Annotated in this window: 11 protein-coding genes; 6 read left to right on the top strand and 5 right to left on the bottom strand. The window is 45.5% G+C overall.

Annotated features, from left to right (window positions below; genetic code table 11):
• Position 1 precedes the first annotated feature (1 nt).
• Together NDI42_RS01450 and NDI42_RS01445 are read left to right on the top strand one after the other, a co-directional pair.
• Positions 2-5,740 carry a non-ribosomal peptide synthetase gene (locus NDI42_RS01450; RefSeq protein WP_190455745.1) on the top strand — a complete coding sequence of 1,913 codons (5,739 nt, stop codon included), beginning with the start codon at positions 2-4 and terminating at the stop codon, positions 5,738-5,740.
• 364 nt (positions 5,741-6,104) lie between these two features.
• Positions 6,105-7,511, top strand: coding sequence for an aspartate aminotransferase family protein (locus NDI42_RS01445; RefSeq protein WP_190455742.1), 1,407 nt, complete (start codon positions 6,105-6,107; stop codon positions 7,509-7,511).
• A gap of 76 nt (positions 7,512-7,587) precedes the next feature.
• Here NDI42_RS01445 and NDI42_RS01440 read toward each other — a convergent pair whose 3' ends face one another.
• Both NDI42_RS01440 and NDI42_RS01435 read right to left on the bottom strand, forming a co-directional pair.
• Positions 7,588-9,621 carry an acylase gene (locus NDI42_RS01440; protein WP_242017660.1) on the bottom strand — a complete coding sequence of 678 codons (2,034 nt, stop codon included), beginning with the start codon at positions 9,619-9,621 and terminating at the stop codon, positions 7,588-7,590.
• A gap of 765 nt (positions 9,622-10,386) precedes the next feature.
• Positions 10,387-11,778 carry a carotenoid oxygenase family protein gene (locus NDI42_RS01435; protein WP_190455737.1) on the bottom strand — a complete coding sequence of 464 codons (1,392 nt, stop codon included), beginning with the start codon at positions 11,776-11,778 and terminating at the stop codon, positions 10,387-10,389.
• A 101-nt stretch (positions 11,779-11,879) separates the two neighbouring features.
• Between NDI42_RS01435 and NDI42_RS01430 the strand changes: the two genes are divergently transcribed.
• From NDI42_RS01430 to NDI42_RS01420, 3 genes are all read left to right on the top strand, one after another.
• Positions 11,880-12,011, top strand: coding sequence for a hypothetical protein (locus NDI42_RS01430; RefSeq protein ID WP_277876839.1), 132 nt, complete (start codon positions 11,880-11,882; stop codon positions 12,009-12,011).
• A gap of 230 nt (positions 12,012-12,241) precedes the next feature.
• Complete coding sequence (locus NDI42_RS01425; protein ID WP_190455735.1) at positions 12,242-13,996, top strand: GmrSD restriction endonuclease domain-containing protein; 1,755 nt, start codon at positions 12,242-12,244, stop codon at positions 13,994-13,996.
• 300 nt (positions 13,997-14,296) lie between these two features.
• The gene (locus NDI42_RS01420; RefSeq protein WP_190455732.1) at positions 14,297-14,755 is read left to right on the top strand and encodes a YbhB/YbcL family Raf kinase inhibitor-like protein; all 459 of its coding nucleotides are present in this window, start codon (positions 14,297-14,299) and stop codon (positions 14,753-14,755) included.
• 196 nt (positions 14,756-14,951) lie between these two features.
• On the opposite strand, the gene NDI42_RS01415 is transcribed toward NDI42_RS01420, so the two are convergent.
• Together NDI42_RS01415 and NDI42_RS01410 are read right to left on the bottom strand one after the other, a co-directional pair.
• Positions 14,952-15,581, bottom strand: coding sequence for a hypothetical protein (locus NDI42_RS01415; RefSeq protein WP_190455730.1), 630 nt, complete (start codon positions 15,579-15,581; stop codon positions 14,952-14,954).
• 330 nt (positions 15,582-15,911) lie between these two features.
• Positions 15,912-16,055, bottom strand: coding sequence for a hypothetical protein (locus NDI42_RS01410; RefSeq protein WP_348231356.1), 144 nt, complete (start codon positions 16,053-16,055; stop codon positions 15,912-15,914).
• Between the two features lie 240 nt (positions 16,056-16,295).
• Here NDI42_RS01410 and NDI42_RS01405 point away from each other — a divergent pair, with 240 nt between their 5' ends.
• Positions 16,296-17,402 (top strand): tetratricopeptide repeat protein, encoded by a 1,107-nt coding sequence (locus NDI42_RS01405; protein WP_190455727.1) that lies wholly within the window; start codon positions 16,296-16,298, stop codon positions 17,400-17,402.
• Between the two features lie 324 nt (positions 17,403-17,726).
• Here NDI42_RS01405 and mnmH read toward each other — a convergent pair whose 3' ends face one another.
• Entirely contained in the window at positions 17,727-18,842 is a 1,116-nt protein-coding gene (mnmH, locus tag NDI42_RS01400) for a tRNA 2-selenouridine(34) synthase MnmH (protein WP_190455724.1), read from the bottom strand.
• Positions 18,843-18,989: the final 147 nt, after the last annotated feature.

The raw sequence follows: 18,989 nt of genomic DNA, 5'->3' as shown, positions 1-18,989 counted from the left end.
GATGCAAAGCGTAGACACAAAAATGCCAGATGAAATCGTGGAAGGTTATCGGCTTTCCCCTCAGCAAGCTCATCTATGGTCATTACAGCAAATTGACTCTAGCATACCTTATCGTGTCCAATGTACCTTATTGCACCACGGGCTGGATAAAAACATCTTAAAAAGTGCCTTACAAGAGGTAGTAAATCGACATGAAATTCTCCGCACGAATTTCCGCTCTCTATCCGGGATGGCTCTTCCTTTCCAGGTAATTACTCATGGTGTTACACCCTCAATCAATTACTACGATTTAAGCGGTTTCCCTCCCGTTACACAAGATGAGAAAGTTGAGGCGCTTTTTAATGAAACGCTACGTTCTCCGTTAAATTTTGAAAAAGATTTCCTTTTACATCTATCTCTGATTTCCCTATCGTCAAACAAGTATATATTGCTGGTAAGCTTACCAGCTATGCTTGCAGATAAGGCGACATTGAGAAATTTAGTACGGGAAATCAATGATGCCTATGTAGCTTGTTTGCGTGGCGAAAAATTCTCAGATGAACCACTGCAATATGCAGATATTGCTGAATGGCAGAATGAGTTACTAGAGGGAGAAGGAGAGTTAGAAAAAGCATATTGGCATCAAAAAGATTTATCAGGCTTGTCAAATTTAAAGCTTAGTTATGAGAATGAAATTTCTGAAAATACAGAATTTCAGCCGCAAGTTTTGACAGCAGCTATTCCTCCAAATTTGATAGCAGCTATAGAAACCTTAGTGGGGAATGATACTTCGGTTTCAGAATTTTTATTGGCTTGCTGGCAAGTTCTCCTGTGGCGTTTGATTGACTATCCAGATATTACCGTCGGGACAGCATATGAAGGGCGGAAATATGAGGATTTACAGCAAGCACTAGGGTTGTTTGCTAAATATTTACCCATTCAAACTCATTTGTCAGAAAATTTACCTTTCAGCCAAGTTTTAGAACTGGTTGATAATTCTGTCAATGAAGGCTACAAATGGCAAGAATATTTTACTTGGCAACAACGGGTAAATCATTTAGATACAGCTTTTTTCCCGTTTACTTTTGAGTTTGAAGAATTTGAGCGAGAGCCAAACCAGAATAAAGTATTTACAATTAACAAAGAGTATGTCTGTATAGAACGATTCAAAATCAAACTTTCTTGTATTCTTAGGGACGGCTTAATTGCAGAATTCTACTACGATAGCAACTTATTCGCTCTAGAAGATATCAAACGCTTATCAGAGCAATTTGTGAAATTGTTAGAAAGCGTTACTAACAACCCTAACGCATCGATAGCACAGTTAGAAATCTTAAGCGATCGCGAACTACAGCAACTTTTGGCTGACTTCAACAATACCCAAACTGATTACTCACAAAACCAGTGCATCCACCAGCTTTTTGAAACCCAAGTAAATCAAACACCAGACAATATTGCAGTTGTGTTTGATACTCAAGAATTAACCTATCGCCAACTGAATCAGCGGGCGAATAAATTAGCTCATTACCTACAGAAACAAGGCGTAGAACCAGAGGTCTTAGTAGGAATCTGTGTAGAGCGATCACTAGAAATGATTGTCGGGATTTTGGGCATCCTCAAAGCTGGCGGAGCCTACATACCCCTCGACCCAGCTTATCCCCAAGAGCGTCTAGCCTTCATGTTAGAGGATGCTCAGGTATCAGTGCTGTTGACTCAACAGCGGTTACTTGAATTACCCAAACATCAAGCTAGTGTAATTTGCTTAGATGCAGATTGGGAAAATATTGCCTTAGAAAGCGACGAAAATCTTACCCATGAAGCCAAGTCCGATAACTTAGCTTATGTTATTTATACCTCCGGTTCCACAGGCAAACCGAAAGGAGTAGCGATCGCGCATCAAAATTTAGTTCACTCAACCAGTGCGCGTTTAGCTTACTATCGGGAACCATGCGATCGCTTCTTGCTGCTTTCATCATTTGCCTTTGATAGTTCAATCGCGGGTATATTCTGGAGTATTACTCAAGGAGGAATGCTCGTTCTTCCCCAGGAAGGTGTACAACGGGATCTGTCACAAATCCTCGGCTTAATTAGTCAACATCATATTTCCCATTTCTTAAGTCTGCCATCTCTTTACGCTCTCCTGTTAGAACAAGCTCAATCAGAACAGCTTGTTTCACTGCGTACTGTCATCGTCGCCGGCGAACTTTGTCCAAAAGAATTAGTTTCCCGTCACCTAGAACAGCTTCCAAAAACATCCTTGTTTAACGAATATGGCCCAACCGAAGGCACAGTTTGGAGCAGCGTCTACCATTGCCAGTCACCAGAATTAATTCGTCTTCCCATCGGTCGTCCTATTACCAACACGCAGATTTATCTACTAAACTCCGATCTTCGTCCCGTACCAATTGGCGTACCGGGAGAAATATATATCGGCGGCGCTGGCTTAGCTCGCGGCTACTTAAATCGCCCCGAACTAACTGCCCAAAAATTTATCAACAACCCCTTTAAAGCTGATACACGCCTTTACAAAACTGGCGATTTGGCGCGTTTCTTGCCAGATGGGAACCTGGAATTTTTGGGACGAATTGACCACCAAGTGAAAATTCGGGGTTTCCGGATAGAACTGGAAGAAATCGAGGCGGTGTTAAAACAATACCCAGGTGTGCGGGAAACTGTAGTTGTGGCGCGAGAAGATGTAGTAAGCGATCGCCGTATAGTCGCTTATTTCGTCCCGTCCCCAGAATCGACATTCACAATTAGCAACCTGCGCCACTTCCTGCAAGAAAAGCTGCCGGAATACATGATCCCATCAGCTTTTGTGCGGCTGTTGGCTTTGCCACTGCTGCCCAACGGCAAAGTAAACCGCCAGGAATTGCCAGCCCCGAATTCCACTAGCGAACAACTCCTAGAATATACGGCCGCTAAAACCCCGGTTGAAAAGCTGCTAGCTGGCATCTGGGCGCAAATCCTGCGCGTTGAGAGAGTGGGCATCCACGACAACTTTTTCGATTTAGGCGGCGATTCTATCCTCAATATTCAGGTAATCGCCAAAGCCAACAAAGCCGGACTGACTCTAACTCCCAAGCAGCTTTTCGAGGCTCCGACAATTGCCCAATTAGCTGCTCTTGCTGGCACTACCCATACTATCCAGGCAGAACAGGGGATGGTAATTGGACAGGTGCCTCTGACCCCCATTCAGCACTGGTTTTTTGAAGACAATCCCCTCGATCCGCACCACAGTAACCAAGCTGTCTTGTTAAAAGTGCCGCCCGATTTAGACCCACAGCTTTTGCAAATAGTCGTGCAGCACTTGCTTAGACATCACGACGCACTGCGTCTGCGTTTTATTCAAGAAGGCGACGCTCGTCAACAAGTCAATGCTAGTTTCAATGAGGTAGTACCATTTACCTGCCTGGATTTGTCGGCGCACTCCCCCGATGCACAAAAAGCCGCCTTAGAATCCGCCGCCGCCGAAGTACAAACTAGCTTGAACCTATCAGAAGGGCCTTTGGTCAGAGTTGTCTTTTTTACCTTAGGTAACAACCAGCCGAATCGCCTGTTGATTGTCATCCACCACTTAGCTGTTGATGGTGTCTCCTGGCGGATTTTACTAGAGGATCTTCAGACAGCTTACGAGCAAATTAGCCGGGGTGAGACGATCCAACTGCCACCCAAAACAACTTCTTTCCAGCAGTGGGCGCAACGATTGCAGGAATACGCCCACTCATCAGAACTCCAGCAAGAGGAGAATTATTGGTTGACCCAGCTACGGAAACCAGTTTGTCCTCTACCAGTGGATTTTTCTGGAGGTGCCAACACTGTAGCGTCAGTTAGCACAGTGTCCGTAACCCTCTCTCAAGAAGAAACTCAAGCTTTGTTGCAGCAGGTACCAGCAGCTTATGGAACTCAGATCAATGATGTGTTGCTCACAGCGCTGGTGCAAGCCTTCGGACAGTGGACAGGGGATTCGTTATTAGTGGATTTGGAAGGTCACGGGCGCGAAGAAATTTTCGACGATGTAAACTTGTCGCGTACAGTCGGCTGGTTTACTACCATCTTCCCAGTGCGGTTGAGCTTAGAGGAAGCTTCTAACCCTGGAGATGCTTTGCAGGCTATCAAAAAGCAACTGCGTACTATCCCAAATCGGGGTCTTGGCTATGGCGTGCTGCGCTATCTAAGCAAAAATCTGGAAAAGCCTTTGCAGTTGCAAATGCCTCAAGCGGAAGTGATTTTCAACTACTTAGGTCAATCCGATCAAGTATTTCAATCATCGCTGTTGGCTCTAGCCGAGGAATCCAGCGGTCTTGTCCGCAGTCCAAGAGGGCATCGGCGTTACCTGTTAGATATCAATGGGATTGTTGTAGGAGGTCAGCTGCGGCTGAATTGGACGTACAGCGAGGCCGTTCATCGCCGGGTGACAATTGAGAGTTTAGCAGAAGATTTTCAGGAGAGATTGCGATCGCTAATCACCCACTGTCAGACTATGCGATCGCCAGTCTACACCCCTTCTGACTCACAACCAAAGCTAAGTCCCCTGGAAACGCCCCTTCCGGCAAACCTCACCACTAGCAAGGAAATTACTATTGAACAGTTACTTGCTGATGCCATCCTAGATTCCTCCATCCGCCCCAGTACTTCACCTGTTAAAGATTTAACTGATCCAACTTGTATCTTTTTAACGGGAGCAACGGGCTTTTTGGGAGCTTTTCTACTTTATGAACTGCTACAACAAACCCAAGCAGACATTTATTGTCTAGTTCGTTCTCCTAATATCGAATCCGCCAAAAAGAGACTGCAAAGCAACCTGGAATCCTATTTAATTTGGAATGAATCTCTCAGCTCTAGAATCATTCCCGTCTTAGGAGATTTATCCCAACCCTTGTTAGGTCTTTCCCACGAGCAATTTCAACTTTTGGCAAATAAAATCGATGTGATTTATCACAATGGGGCGGCAATAAATCTTGTTTATCCCTACTCAATGCTCAAAACACCTAATGTTTTGGGGACGCAGGAAATCTTGAGATTGGCTTGTCAAACCAAAGTGAAGCCAGTGCATTATGTTTCAACCCTCGCTACTCTATTATCAGCCGACAATGATGTACCAAAGAGTGGCTATGCTCAGAGTAAATGGGTTGCGGAACAGTTGATAATGAGTGCGCGATCGCAAGGTCTTCCCGCCTCTATTTACAGAATTGGTAGTGTATCAGGACACAGCCAAACTGGTGCTTGTAATCCAAACGATCATCTGTGCAGAACCATCAAAGGCTATATTCAACTCAAAAGCGCGCCCGCCGAAAATGGAATATTAAGGACGGCTCCAGTTGATTATGTGAGCCAAGCCATTCTGCATCTATCGCAGCAAAAGAACTTACTTGGTGAAGACTTCCATTTATCAAGTCCACACCCAATCCTAATCAGCGATATTTTCAAGTGGCTGAGTTCATTTGGCTATTCAATTCAGCAAATTTCCTATGCAGAATGGCAAACCAAACTCTCAAATTATGCCGAACATTCTCAGGATAATGCAGTCTCTTCGCTCATACCTTTATTTGAGCAAAGCTTATCTAATCGTGCCAGTAAAGCGGAGTCCTCAACACCAAAATCAAATTCTGTGGAAGATACCAATTTCCAGAATACCCTTGATAAACTTGCCAGCGCTTCAATCTGTTGTCCACCAGTAGATGACAAATTCCTTCATACCTACTTCTCATACCTGATTCAAATCGGCTTTTTAGATGCGCCGCAGCCGAGCGAAATTTAGCGTTAATTATTCGAGGATGTCTGAAAAGTCATAATCGAGACGCTGAGACGGTCTTAATCCCCCTTTTCAAGGGGGACTAAGACTTAATTCTCCCCCCTTGAAAAAGGAGCTGGGGGTATCAAACTAACTTTTGACACTTCTGGGACATCCTCTTAGGTCAGGTATTGTCCACCTAGCCTTGTCAAGGTAAGGAAAAAAGGGAAAATATGCCTTAACCTCTGCATTTTACCTTCGTGTCCTTTGCACCTTCGCGGTTTAAAATCCCGAACACGCGAAGAAAATTATCAGATTTCACTTAACCCCTTGGCAAGACTAACAACGCTTACCCTAACCCTAAAATAAAACAAAAAAGGAGATAAGTTTGATGATCTCTCAAGAAACAAATTTACAACAGAAATATTTACAAGCCTTTATAACTCGCTACAACCAGCGCACAAAAACATCAAAACAGATGGCGCAAACTTATCGCCCAACCCTGGCTGATAGTAAAATTTATACAGGATTCCATAATCTTTTTAAAGAAATGGTTTATCCGATTGTAGCCAAGCGTTCTCAAGGCTCTAAAACTTGGGATGTCGATGGCAACGAATATATAGACTTAATGATGGGATTTGGCGTAAATCTCTTTGGTCATAATCCTCCTTTTATTAAAGAAGCACTGCAAGAGCAACTTGATAAAGGCATACAACTAGGCCCACAATCAGAGTTTGCTGGTGAAGTAGCTGAGTTAATCTGTGAACTAACGGGGATGGAGCGGGTAGCATTTAGTAATACAGGCACAGAAGCTGTGATGACAGCAATCCGCTTGGCAAGAGCAGTAAGAAATCGCCACAAAATTGTAATTTTTTCAGGTTCTTATCACGGTCATTTTGATGGCACATTAGTTAAAGCTCAAACAGAAAACGGGAATTTACAGGCATTACCCCTTGCTCCGGGAATACCACCAAATATGGTGGAAGATGTTTTGGTTTTAGAATATGGAAATCCTGAATCACTTGAAGTAATAAAAGCTCATCAAGAAGAAATAGCAGCTGTTCTAGTTGTACCTGTGCAAACTAGCCGCCCTGACTTCCAGCCTAAAACGTTTCTCATGGAACTGAGAGAACTCACAAAAGAATCAGGGATGGTATTAATATTTGATGAAATGGTAACTGGTTTTCGCATTCATCCGGGTGGCGTACAGGCATGGTTTGGCATTGAAGCAGACATAGCCACTTATGGGAAAATTGTCGGTGGCGGTATGCCAATTGGAATTATTGCTGGAAAAGCTGTCTACATGGATGCAATTGATGGTGGTATGTGGAATTATGGCGATTTATCTTACCCCCAAGCGAAGACAACATTTTTTGCAGGCACCTTCTGCAAGCATCCATTAGCTATGGCTGCGGCACGGGCCGTTCTTAAGTATTTAAAAACTCAGGGGCCTGCCCTTCAACAGCAGTTGAATCAACGTACATCCCAATTTATCGAAGCATTAAATACTTATTTTGAAGAAGATAAAGTACCTGTCCGAATGGTGAACTTTGGTTCGCTTTTCGGCTCCGCTTCTTCAAGAAATTCTGTAGCTGCTGAAAATCCTGCTGCCTCAACAAGTATGGATTTGTTACGCTATCACCTGCTTGACAGGGGGATACTTCTGTTGGGAGGAGGTGGGTACTTATCTACAGCACATACAGATGAAGATATTGCTTACATAATTCAGGCTGTTAAAGATAGTGTCAAGGAACTGCGAGAAGGGGGATTTTTACCAGATCCAGCTAAGATTTCATAAAAACGCGATCGCTTCCATTAATTACTCCCTGACGGCTACAAAATAAATAATCTTGTAGCCGTCAGGGAGTAGCCACTTAGAACACTTCGCGCTTTTCCAGATGGGCCACGATATCCTGACGCGATCGCCAAACCGGACGCAACTGTTTTCGAGCGAACATCTGCAACTGCTCGCCCAGATGCGGCGAACCCGGCTGGGTTGCATTACCGTAGCTTGTAAGTGCCATCGCTCTTACTGGGTTAGAAAACTCGATTGCAGCAACATAGGAATCGCCATCGAAAGCTAAAAATCGCTCATCTGACGCCGGAGCAAAATTGAGAACGCGGAAAATCCCAAGACTTCCCGGCCCACCATTGGCAGCAAGATCCACATTATTAGACCGCAGCCGGAAGACATCACCCCAAGGTACATCAAGCGCCTTATAAGCCGCCTCCACCTTCGCCGCAGCGGTAGAAAGCGCCTTAGCTGCGCGAGGAGGATCTGCCAAACCGTCTGGCGTGGTGCGTGGGGAATTCTGGTTCCAAGGGGTGCTAAATGCGCTGTCGAAGTCCATCTCTTCAGCCCAGAAGGAAAAGAGTACGGCACCCCGGCTATCTGCATTTGCTGATGCGTCCCAAGCCTCCAGTACATCGGCGGCTCGACGCGCTAATTCATCCCCATGCTTCCGTGCAGCGGGAATCAGGTCATCCAGAAGACGATCTGCCAGTTCCATGCGCGTTGAGTGTTTGTACTTAATCATTTCCTCGAAAGAAATCTTTTTATCCTCATCCAACATCCTCGCGGAACGTTGCGCTCGGAAAGACATAAACTGCGGTGCCATATAGGGCGGGAAATCTGCTGGATTTAGCGCCGCTGGGAAAGTCGTTGTCCAGGGTGGATCGTTTGCATTTTGTAACCAGCCGCTAGGCGGGTCAACTACTCGCGGTAAATCGGTATAAGGGTGAGCTTTTGTCCACAAGGTTGTAGATGTGTCACCAGGGATTATGCCTTCCCAGTATTTAAAGTCTCCCTGAGAGCGGATTGGCACTTGACCGTTGAACAGGTGCATGATGTGTCCCTGGCGGTCTGCATACATTACCGTGAACATCGGAATTTGCAAGCGCTTTAGGGCAGTCTCAAACTCAGACAGCTTGGTTGCACGCGCCATATCCCACCACTGCTCTAATGCACCCGGTTGTTCAAGTCCCACAACCCGCAACGCTAGGGCTTTTCCATCCTTTTGCTCTACAACAGGCCCGTGTATCGAACGTTGCACTACAAGTGGTATGGAGCGCAGTGTGCCATTATCCTGTTTCACCTTCAATATTTTCTTTTCTGTCTCAAAGGCTTGAACCTTGCCATCAAAGAGGTAGCCGTCGTCTTTGAGCTGCAATTCGTAAGCATCCCATCCATCATGGGTGTTTACTGTGTGAGTCCATCCCAGGTTGTTGTTGAATGCGATCGCTAATACCGGAAGTCCGACAAGTGTCGCCCCATAAGCATCAATTCCAGGCGCGGTAATCTGGGCTTCATACCAAACAAATAAATCTGACCAAGGGAGGTGCGGGTTTGCCAGTAGCATCGCGTTCCCGCTTGCAGAACGTGCTGGTGCGATCGCCCAACCATTAGAACCGATGGGGTTAATGCGATCGCTAGTTTCTTTTACACTCTTTGGATTCACAATAAATGTGAAATTCATCACGCGCTGCTCGTGAGCAATTATATCGACTGGTCGAACTGGCAGCACCATCTCAACTTCATCATCAATCAGCTCAGGATGTTTCAAAGCATAGGCATTTATCCCAGCAGCAAAGGCATCTAAATAACTCCGAAAAGCTGGATTTTGCGCTTCATACCACTTGCTGGCACGCTCAGGAATCCCCATTGTTTGTACCCATCGATCTGATTCTAGGTACTCTTTTCCCCAGTATTCTGCACCCTGTCCGCGTGCCTGACCGTAGAGGCGTAAAATCAGGTTGCCATGACTTTGCATCTGCGCCCAACCAAAGGACTGAAATGCACTTTTCGCATCCTTGCCGTAAATATGCGGTACGCCGTACGTGTCCCAGAGTATTTCAGTTGAGGAAGGCGATGAGCTATTACTTTGACTCCCCACAAGTAAAACCAGCATGAACCCAAATATCAACGGTAGAAGTCGGAATGATTTCCCTTTCAAACCCCTGACTTTATAGCCTATACCACCCTTGAAAAACCCATCAAGAAAACGCCAACGACTTCTTAGAAAACCCCACTTTAAAAGAGATTTAAACATCACCTTTTCGACAAATTAATAATGTATAGACAACAGAGTTTCATTTCTTGGAAATTTGATTGTGTCTTAACAACTGGTTTTACCTGATTATTTTCGCAACTTCCCTCTTGATGTCTTTTCACTTTATTGACCATACATATGTTGAATCCAATACAGACCTAATGATTCAGCTCCCTCCCTGGAATAGGCAAGGGAAAATTAGCCCCTCCCCTTGCAGGGGAGGGGTTGGGGAGAGGTCATGTACTGCATCCAAACGAGAATTGCTATATTGCCCGATGTCTACCGCTCTGGTACAGCCTCAATGTTCTGAAGGCCAAGGCAGCCTCCTATCTCCGCTAATGAGAAATCTTATCATTATTGGCGAAAGATATATGCCAAATGTTCTCATTTGTGAATAAACTACAGATGTGCTAACCGAGTCATCAGCCTGTCAACGCACAGTCTATTTCTTACCCTCGGCTTCTGAGTCGCGTTGCGGTAGGAGCGATTTACTGTTGCCTTTGCTGGTCGCTCCATCTATGACGCAAATAACATGGTAGGACATGGCAATGCCATGTCCTACGTGGAAAAACCCAACAAATGCCTATGTTTTGTTGGGTTTCACATTCTGGGGACTAACTTACGCTAACTAGCCAACTGTTCTTCAGAAATCCATGCACCGTGGAAGCCGTAAGGGACGCGCTGAGGAATGAGAACCCGCGCCACTGGTTGAGATGTCACATCTTGGGCATTCACGACTACCAGTTCAGAAGTGTCTGCTTCCCGATCGTGAACGAAGGTGACAAGCCAACCGTCATCTTCAGCAGTAGCATTAGGACGGGGAACAAATACCGCCTCACCGCCATAGCGTCCGCGTCCGAATTTGTGAGTTTCGGACTTACCACTGCTGAAGTCATACTTGATAACACCTTCAAACAGAGGCATGGGATTATTTGCTATCTTTCCGGTATAACCGTATTGCATCGGTCGTCCCATAAGCTGTTCGTTCAGACGGGGAAAATCTGATGGCGCATCATCCAGCATTTCCTCTTTTACCGTACCCGTGCTAAGGTTAAAGCGCCATTGGTACAAACGACCAGCGTCTCCCTCATTTTCACCGGGTGTCATATCAGTCGTTAAGACAGTGGTGGAACTCATGCGACAAGCGACAAGCACGACTTCATCCTCTTCCTCGTAAGCGTTGAGGGTATGGAAGACGTAGCAGGGAGGACTTTCAAACCAGCGGATGTTGCTATTATCGCCATGACGGGGGACAATACCGAAACGACTAGGGCGATCGCGCTCAAACATCAACCCTGGTTTACCCTGCTGCATCCGTTGTGGGCTGAAGGTTAGCGGCAGATCCATAAAAATCGTGTAGTGTTCGGTGATGGCAAAATCGTGCATCATCACTCCCATCGGCAAGTCGATGGGAACTGTTCGCAATAACTTACCACCTGCTGAAACGACGCTGTATTTCAGGTATGGTGGAGCAAAGGAGTAGCCAAAGAACATCATTTCGCCAGTTTCGGCATCTACTTTGGGATGGGCGGTGAAGGCAGAAGCCAGTTTGCCATCGTAAGTGTAAGCACCTGATGTCTCTAAGCTGGGAACCTTAATAACGTGAGGTTCACCGCCTTCCCAAAGCGCCAGCAGTCGCCCATCATGCCACACTAGAGCGGTGTTAGCAGTATTTTTAGGAAAATTGTAGGGATTGTTGCCTCGCGACGGTTCCATCATCCCCGTCCAAATCGCCTTACCAGCCTCGCGTTCAATATTAAATCCCCGCGTCCGGATGTAACGGTTGCGATATTCAGCTTTAGCGTTGTTGATTCGCACTCCGTGCAACATCCCATCCCCATCAAACCAGTGATAGCTACCGATAGGTGGAAACTGCGGATTTGGGCCATTTCGCACGAACATCCCGGATAAATCGGGGGGTAGTTCGCCGATTACTTTCAGGTTATCTGCTGCTATTTCTTCCCGTACTGGCGCAAAGTTACCTTCTAGATAGAGATTGACTGCTGTTGTGGTCATGCGTTGTGCTGAGTCAGTTGTCTTTTCTATATTTTGATTGTGCCAATGCGATCGCGTCTCGCACTATGGTTGTGGAAACACGCCCCTGAAGTGGTTGGGGTATGTTAGCACTTAGAGGTGAATGCGATCGCATCCATCTCTACATGGATCAAAGCAAATCACTGTGTCCCGAACAATCTGTGCTGCGATTATTGCCTATCATCCAGTTGCGAAATATTCTCCTATCGGGGTAGATGATAGCTGCTGCGGTATCGTTTGGTAGTTGTTGTACCATACTGCTGCGTTTAAAGCTTGGAGCTTAGTGTTTTAATTGTAGCGATCGCACGCTTCGCTAATGCCAATCGATCAACCTCTATCTGAGTGCTTTGTTAACTTTTTGTCACTGTTAGCTGGAGCTTCCTCTTGGGAATACTTTAAATAGAGCTTTCTGATTAGCTCTGCTGCAATCACTACTAGAAACGATATGCCACCAGTTAAGAACTTTGATAGCAAGAGTATCCCATTACTTGACATGTTACGAAGCACTAAAGAAGGAAAAGCTCAACTGCCAGACTTTCAGCGTAGCTGGGTTTGGAACGATGACCAGGTATGCAGCTTGTTAGCCAGCATTTCACTTTCTTACCCAATTGGAGCAGTGATGATGCTCGAAACAGGTAATCCTGATGTGCGATTCCAACCTCGCCCAATTGAAGGAGTGACACTCGATAATCCGACAGAACCAAGGGAACTAATTCTAGATGGACAGCAGCGCTTGACCTCGCTTTTTCAGACATTGCTATCAGGAAAACCAGTCAAGACAAAAGATACACGGGGTAAAGTAATTTACCGATGGTATTACATTGATATTGCCAAAGCGCTCGACCCAAATATTGACCGTGAGGAAGCTATTGTTAGCGTTCCAGAGGACAAGAGCATCCGCAATTTTCGTAAAGAAATTGTGGCGGATTACTCAACTTCTGAAAAAGAGTACCAGAATGAAATGTTCCCGATTTCGCAAATTTTTTACTCCTCCGATTGGATGGCAAGTTATAACGAATACTGGGACTACCAAAAGGAAAAATTCAAGCTTTTCAATAAATTTAATAATGACATTGTGAAGCAGTTTGAGCATTACGATGTACCAGTTATTTTGCTACACAAGGAAACGCCTAGAGAGGCAGTATGTCAAGTTTTTGAAAAAATGAATACAGGTGGTGTATCTCTTACCGTTTTTGAGCTAGTCACAGCAACTTTTGCAGCCGATATGTTCAACCTCCGAGAAGATTGGGCAACACGAGAGAAGGCACTGAAGATCCATCAGGTACTAAGAGATATTGAAAACACTGATTTTTTACAGGCGGTGACGTTACTTGCTACTCTTGAAAAATCCTCAGTAAGCTGTAAGCGCAAGGATATTCTAAGCCTGACTTTGGAGCAATACAAGGAATGGGCTGATTTAGTTACTCTAGGGTTTGAGCAAGCGGCAAAATTCCTCCACACGCAAAAGATATTTAGCGATCGCGATCTGCCTTATCAAACTCAGCTTACAGCCCTTGCAGCTATTTTTGCAGCACTTGGCGATCGCACTATTGGCGCGGGAGCAATTGCAAAATTAGCTAATTGGTATTGGTGTGGAGTTTTTGGAGAACTCTACAATAGTGCCATTGAAAGTCGTTTAGCAAAAGATGTACCACAAGTGCGGGACTGGATTAATGGTTGTGGTGCTGAACCTGACACGATCAGAGATGCTAACTTTGCTCCTGACCGCCTTTTAAGTCTCTATACTCGCAGAAGTGCTGCTTATAAAGGCTTATCTGCTTTGTTGTTGAGGGATGGTGGTTGCGACTTCTTTACAAGTTATCCCATCGACACTCTGATGGAGTTTAATGAATCTATTGATATCCATCACATTTTTCCGAAACACTGGTGCCAGAAAAACGGCATTGCATCTGAGGTCTACGACTGCGCGATCAACAAAACCCCACTTTCAGCCAAAACTAATAAGATGATTGGAGGTAAAGCACCAAGCATTTACTTAACCGATATTGAGAAGAAATCCGACATCTTAGAAGACAATCTGAATGAGATTTTGCGATCGCACGTTGTAGATCCAGCTAGTTTACGCACAGATAATTTTGATGCCTTCTTCCAAGCTAGAAAAAATGCACTTTTAGATCGGATTGAGAAGGCAATGGGTAAGCCGATTCTGCGGGAGGCGGCTAAAGAGATAGAGAATTAGAATTTGAGTGCGAACAGGACATAGCGCGATCGCGATCGCGCTATGGTTGGGGAAAACAGCCAGCTAAAGCTGTTGGGGGACGAAAGCCGTACCCTGAAGAATCTCTGAGTGCGATTATTGTTCTTTGCACAACGGCAAAATATTAAGCGTGCTTAATCCCAAAGGACGACGCATCTTTCAGCGACAAAGCGCTAATCTACTTGGATTAGCAGGGTTGACTAACAGGGAGTTGCAATTTTACCAATTTAGCTATCTTCGCCAGTTACCCCTACCAATCGTCAAAAACTCGCAGTAGAGACGATGAAACTTAAAAGTACAGCTTTTTCTGCCGATGGTTTAATACCGTCTAAATACACCTGCGACGGCGCAGATATTTCTCCTCCTCTGAGTTGGACTACCCCACCAACAGGTACTGAAAGTCTTGCTTTAATTGTTGATGACCCTGATGCGCCAGGGGGAATTTTTGTTCATTGGGTTCTCTACGATTTGCCACCAGAAATTCTCCAACTACCCGAAGCTGTCCCCACTGAAGCCAACGTGAAATATGGCGGCTCTCAAGGAAAAAATGATTTTGGTAATTTAGGTTATGGTGGCCCTTGTCCTCCCAGCGGTACGCATCGCTACTTTTTCAGACTCTATGCTTTAAATCGCGTTTTAGATTTGGCATCGGGTGTAACTAAAAGCCAGTTGGAAGCGGCAATGGATGGTCATATTCTCGCCGCCGCCGAACTAATGGGATGCTATAGCCGCCAGCGATAACTAACTGAAAACAAGCTCAAAGTTTTAGGTAGGGCGATTAGTATAAAAAAAACATTTTATGTCCTCTCCCTGGAGCAGGGAGAGGTTGCTTTGCAGGTAATTAACCGGGAAATTATATACAAAAAAAAGCACTTTTTTAAAGTGCTTTCAAAAGTGCCAAAAACAAGCTTAAGGATTTGATTTTTTACTCAAATTCCTATGTATAAGTGCGAGGGGTACGCGCACCAATAGAAGAACCAATCAATGATGCTGCTAAACCTAATAGAGAACCAATTGTAAACGACCAACCTGCTTTAGCTGTGTTGCCAGCAATGTTACGAGCTTGCTGAGCAGTTACATTCACATTAGGTGCATTGTTAGGTATATCAACTCCGCCTGGTTGTTGTACTTGATTAACAATTTCTCCAGCGTTTGACCCCAGGATGCCGAACGCACCTGTTACTCCACTAGCCAATAACCATGAACTTAATGCCAAAGTAGTAGCCCAAAGAATAGCTCCATTAAGCATAGCTGTGTTGCGGTTCATCGGGCCGCTGGCACGAGCTGCTACCCAACTACCAATCAACAATGAAAGGAATAAAGATATAATCGACCAGATTCCCACTGCTTGACCAACATCAGGTGCATTAGTTCTAGGTGCGCCTGAACCTGCAATGCTAGTAGCACCAATTGCAATTCCTATGCCGCTAAGAATCAGTTGAGTAGCCAAAGCTGTGACAATACCCGCAATAATTGGGCCCCATCTTACACGGTCATGGTACTCAACAATTTGATTGCCTACAGGAGCCTGGACAGCAACTCTATCTTCCCGATTTGCGTATGACATAACTGATTTATCTCCCTTGCCCTTTTAAAGTTACTTATTCTTGCTCTTCACCCGTTGAGTTTAATTTAAAGCGTTATTTTATTTGCTGCATCTGCCAGTCGGAAGAAGTATTAGGTCTATCGTTAGAAATAACAATTTTATAGGCTATATCTATCCCTAGAAACAAGCGTTATTAAATGTCTATATCTCTTAAGAAATAACTTTTTTATTGAGTGGGAAATTTGTTAACTATAGATAATAAAATTGCCTGAGCTTTACAGCACTTCCTGTGGCGGGAATGAGCAACAAATTACCGGAGTTTTAATAAATGTATCCGGATGGGGTAAAATGTTAAGCCGGGCAGGGGACTAAATCCCGTTGCGGGTAAGCGCTACGATTGTGTGCGGCGGGATTGAAATCAATTGCAATTACGGCATCGGCTCCCCTTCTTAAAAGAGGCGTAGGACGAATTACCAGGACAAGCGATCGCGTCAAAGCTGTTCCGGTTCAAACACACAGCGAATAACCAAGAGTGCGATCGCGCTGTTGTCTCCCGAATACCAGCACAAAATCCCAGATGCTTGAATGACATCAGTTATTGTTACAATCATTTACTGTCCTCAAAAAACCTTCTTTGGTAAATTTGGGACAGAGATCCAGATTTTGCCATTATGGGTTCAATGCGATCGCATTCGTAGCACTGAGCAATAGTAGAAACTTAAGATAAGATTGACCGTGCAAAAACAGACCATCATAGCAGCCAGTTCCTTGTTGTTGGCAGGAATCGCCACTGTACACCCCCCAGTCGTTCACGCTTCTGAAGCGATGAACTCACTTCGTGTAAAAAGCAACCAACAGGTGAATAACCTGCTGCGCCAAGGGCGTAAGTTGGTGGATGCAAGAGAGATCGCCAAAGCATTGAAAGTTTATCAACAAGCCGCCGAACTGGATAAGAACAATCCCCGGATTTTTTCTGCTATCGGCTACTTAGAGGCGCTTCAGGGAAATTATAGCCAAGCAGCTAACGCTTATCTACAGGCTGTCACCCTCGAACCTAAAAATGCTGATTTCCAATATGCACTGGGCTACAGTCTAGGGCAGTTAGGAGACAATGCTGGTGCTGCTGCTGCTTACGCGCGTGCTACTGGGCTGGACAGTAAAAATCTCAATGCTTATCTGGGGTTGGGAGTAGTGCTACAGCGTTTAGGAGATTATAACCGGGCGATGCAAGCCTATCAAGGCGCGATCGCGCTCGACCCGCAAAATCTGGAAGCACACAAGTTTATTGGCTCCACCCTGATGAAGCAAGGGCGTTCCAAAGAAGCTGTGCAGGCTCTCCAGCGAGCTGTGGCGCTGGCTCCCAACGATACCAGCTTGCAGTTAAGTTTGGCAAGCGCTTACTTGAAGCAAGGCAACACTGCGGCTGGAGTTGCGGCCTTACAACGAATAGCGCAGATGGAACCGCGCAATCCTCAAATAAATCTCCAAATTGGCAAACTTTTACAAGAACAGAATAATCTCAATGGTGCTTTAGAAGCTTATCAACGAGCGGCTTCTTTGCAACCAGATTTAGTGGAAGCACAGGCTGGAGTGGCTGATGTTTTGATGAAGCAGCAGGATTTTCTGATGGCGATTGTCGCCTATCGGCGGCTGATTGAAATCTCGCCGCAGAATGCACAAGCTTACTATAATCTGGGAACAGCACTCAAAAAGCGCGATCGCATTCAAGACGCGATCGCTGCCTTTGAGCAAGCCCGCGATCTCTTCCGTCGTCAGGGACACAAGGAAGACTCTCAGAGAGCGGATTCCGCCCTCCGAGAACTGAAAAAAGAGCGAAGCTGAGGTTATACAATTAACTTTTTCTGACCAATGGCTAACTAACAATTAAGAACTTGTTAAAAGTCTGCACTGATTGAAATTTCTTCGGATAACTTAGACAGCAAGATACCTCCTAAGTGCTTCCTCAGCTCCACTGGTGTCACAAAGTAGAACATCAGCTGGGGCTTCTGTATTTTGGAATTTGGGCTATCAGTTGAAGGGGTTGGCAGGACTTACGCAGTTAATTAGTGAAGGCCTGATTCTGTCGTAGGGGCATGGCATTGCCATGCCCCTACAGCGTGTTGACGTGCGTAAGCCCTAGGTTGGTTACTGCACAAAATTCAAACCTCAAAACTCTTTCAGCAATGCGGTAACACTAGCATCGGACAAATCTGGCAGAGAAAGCACCCGCTCTATTTTGGGGAAACAGCGGTGAATAGCATGGTTATAACTGGGGTCGTAGTGACACACTAACAAGTCTCCTACCAAATTTTCCCCTTGCTGAGCATCAATGAGCCTGTACCACTCCTTGATTTTTTCCCCTCCATAGCGCGATTTCAGCTTTTCTAGTTTCCCCTTCACAACTTCTGGGTGAGCAATCAATTGGGGATATTCCTGCAATAGCCACTGAATTCTGGCATTTAAAGGTAGCTCAATTTCCACACCACTAGATTGTTGCATCTGTTGCCACAAAGATTTGGGCAAATAAACGCGCCCAATTTTGTTACTTTCCGCTTCCACCCATACTGGCAAGTTGGGGTCAAAGCTTTGCAATTCGTGCAGCAGCAGCGATTCAAAGTGTTTTTGCGATGGCTGGGATTGGGGGCTGGGGGCTGGGGATTGGGGATTGGGGATTGGGGATTGGGGGGACAACGCTTTTTTTTCCTTGTCTTCGCCTCTCCCACTCTCCCACTCTTCACCCAGCAGGGAACCGCGATGGTTAGCCAAACCTTCCAAATCCAGCACTTGAACGCCAAGGGCCTCCAAGTGGCGCAGGATGTGGGTTTTGCCGCTCCCAGTCATTCCCGCTAACACCCGGTAGGTAAATTTTTCTGGTAGATGTTCTAGTTGTTCGCGCACATAGGCGCGGTAGGTTTTGTAGCCACCTTCGATGATGGTGACTTGCCAACCTATTTGGCTCACGACCATCGCTAAACTATTAGAACGCTGTCCGCCACGCCAGCAGTAGATGAGGGGATGGTAGTCTTTTTCTTTGTCTGCAAAGTAAGTGGTGAGGTGCTGGGCGATGTTCTGGGCGACTAGGGCGGCTCCCAATTTCCGGGCGGTGAAAGGACATTGTTTGTAGAGTGTTCCTACTTTGGCGCGTTCTTCGTCATTCAAGACGGGCAGGTTAATGGCACCTATAATACGATCTTCGGTGAATTCGCTTTGTGAGCGGACATCAATAATGTCGCTATAGGTTTCTGTAAAAGGCAGCTTAGTATAATTAGGCGATCGCAACATTGAAATTTGGGAATGGGGAATGGGGAATAGGGAATATAGCGTTTCCTAGTCTGCTGAGGTACAGTAACAGCAGTGTGTAAACCAATTTTGGATGTCCTTCAAGGAGAGCTTATTAAATGCTTCCTCTATGGCTTTGGCTAAGTCAGG

Origin of the sequence: Funiculus sociatus GB2-C1 (assembly GCF_039962115.1) — a bacterium.
GTDB lineage: Bacteria > Cyanobacteriota > Cyanobacteriia > Cyanobacteriales > FACHB-T130 > Funiculus > Funiculus sociatus.
Note: the sequence above shows the minus strand (reverse complement) of the source record. Positions and strands in the feature narration are given on the sequence as shown.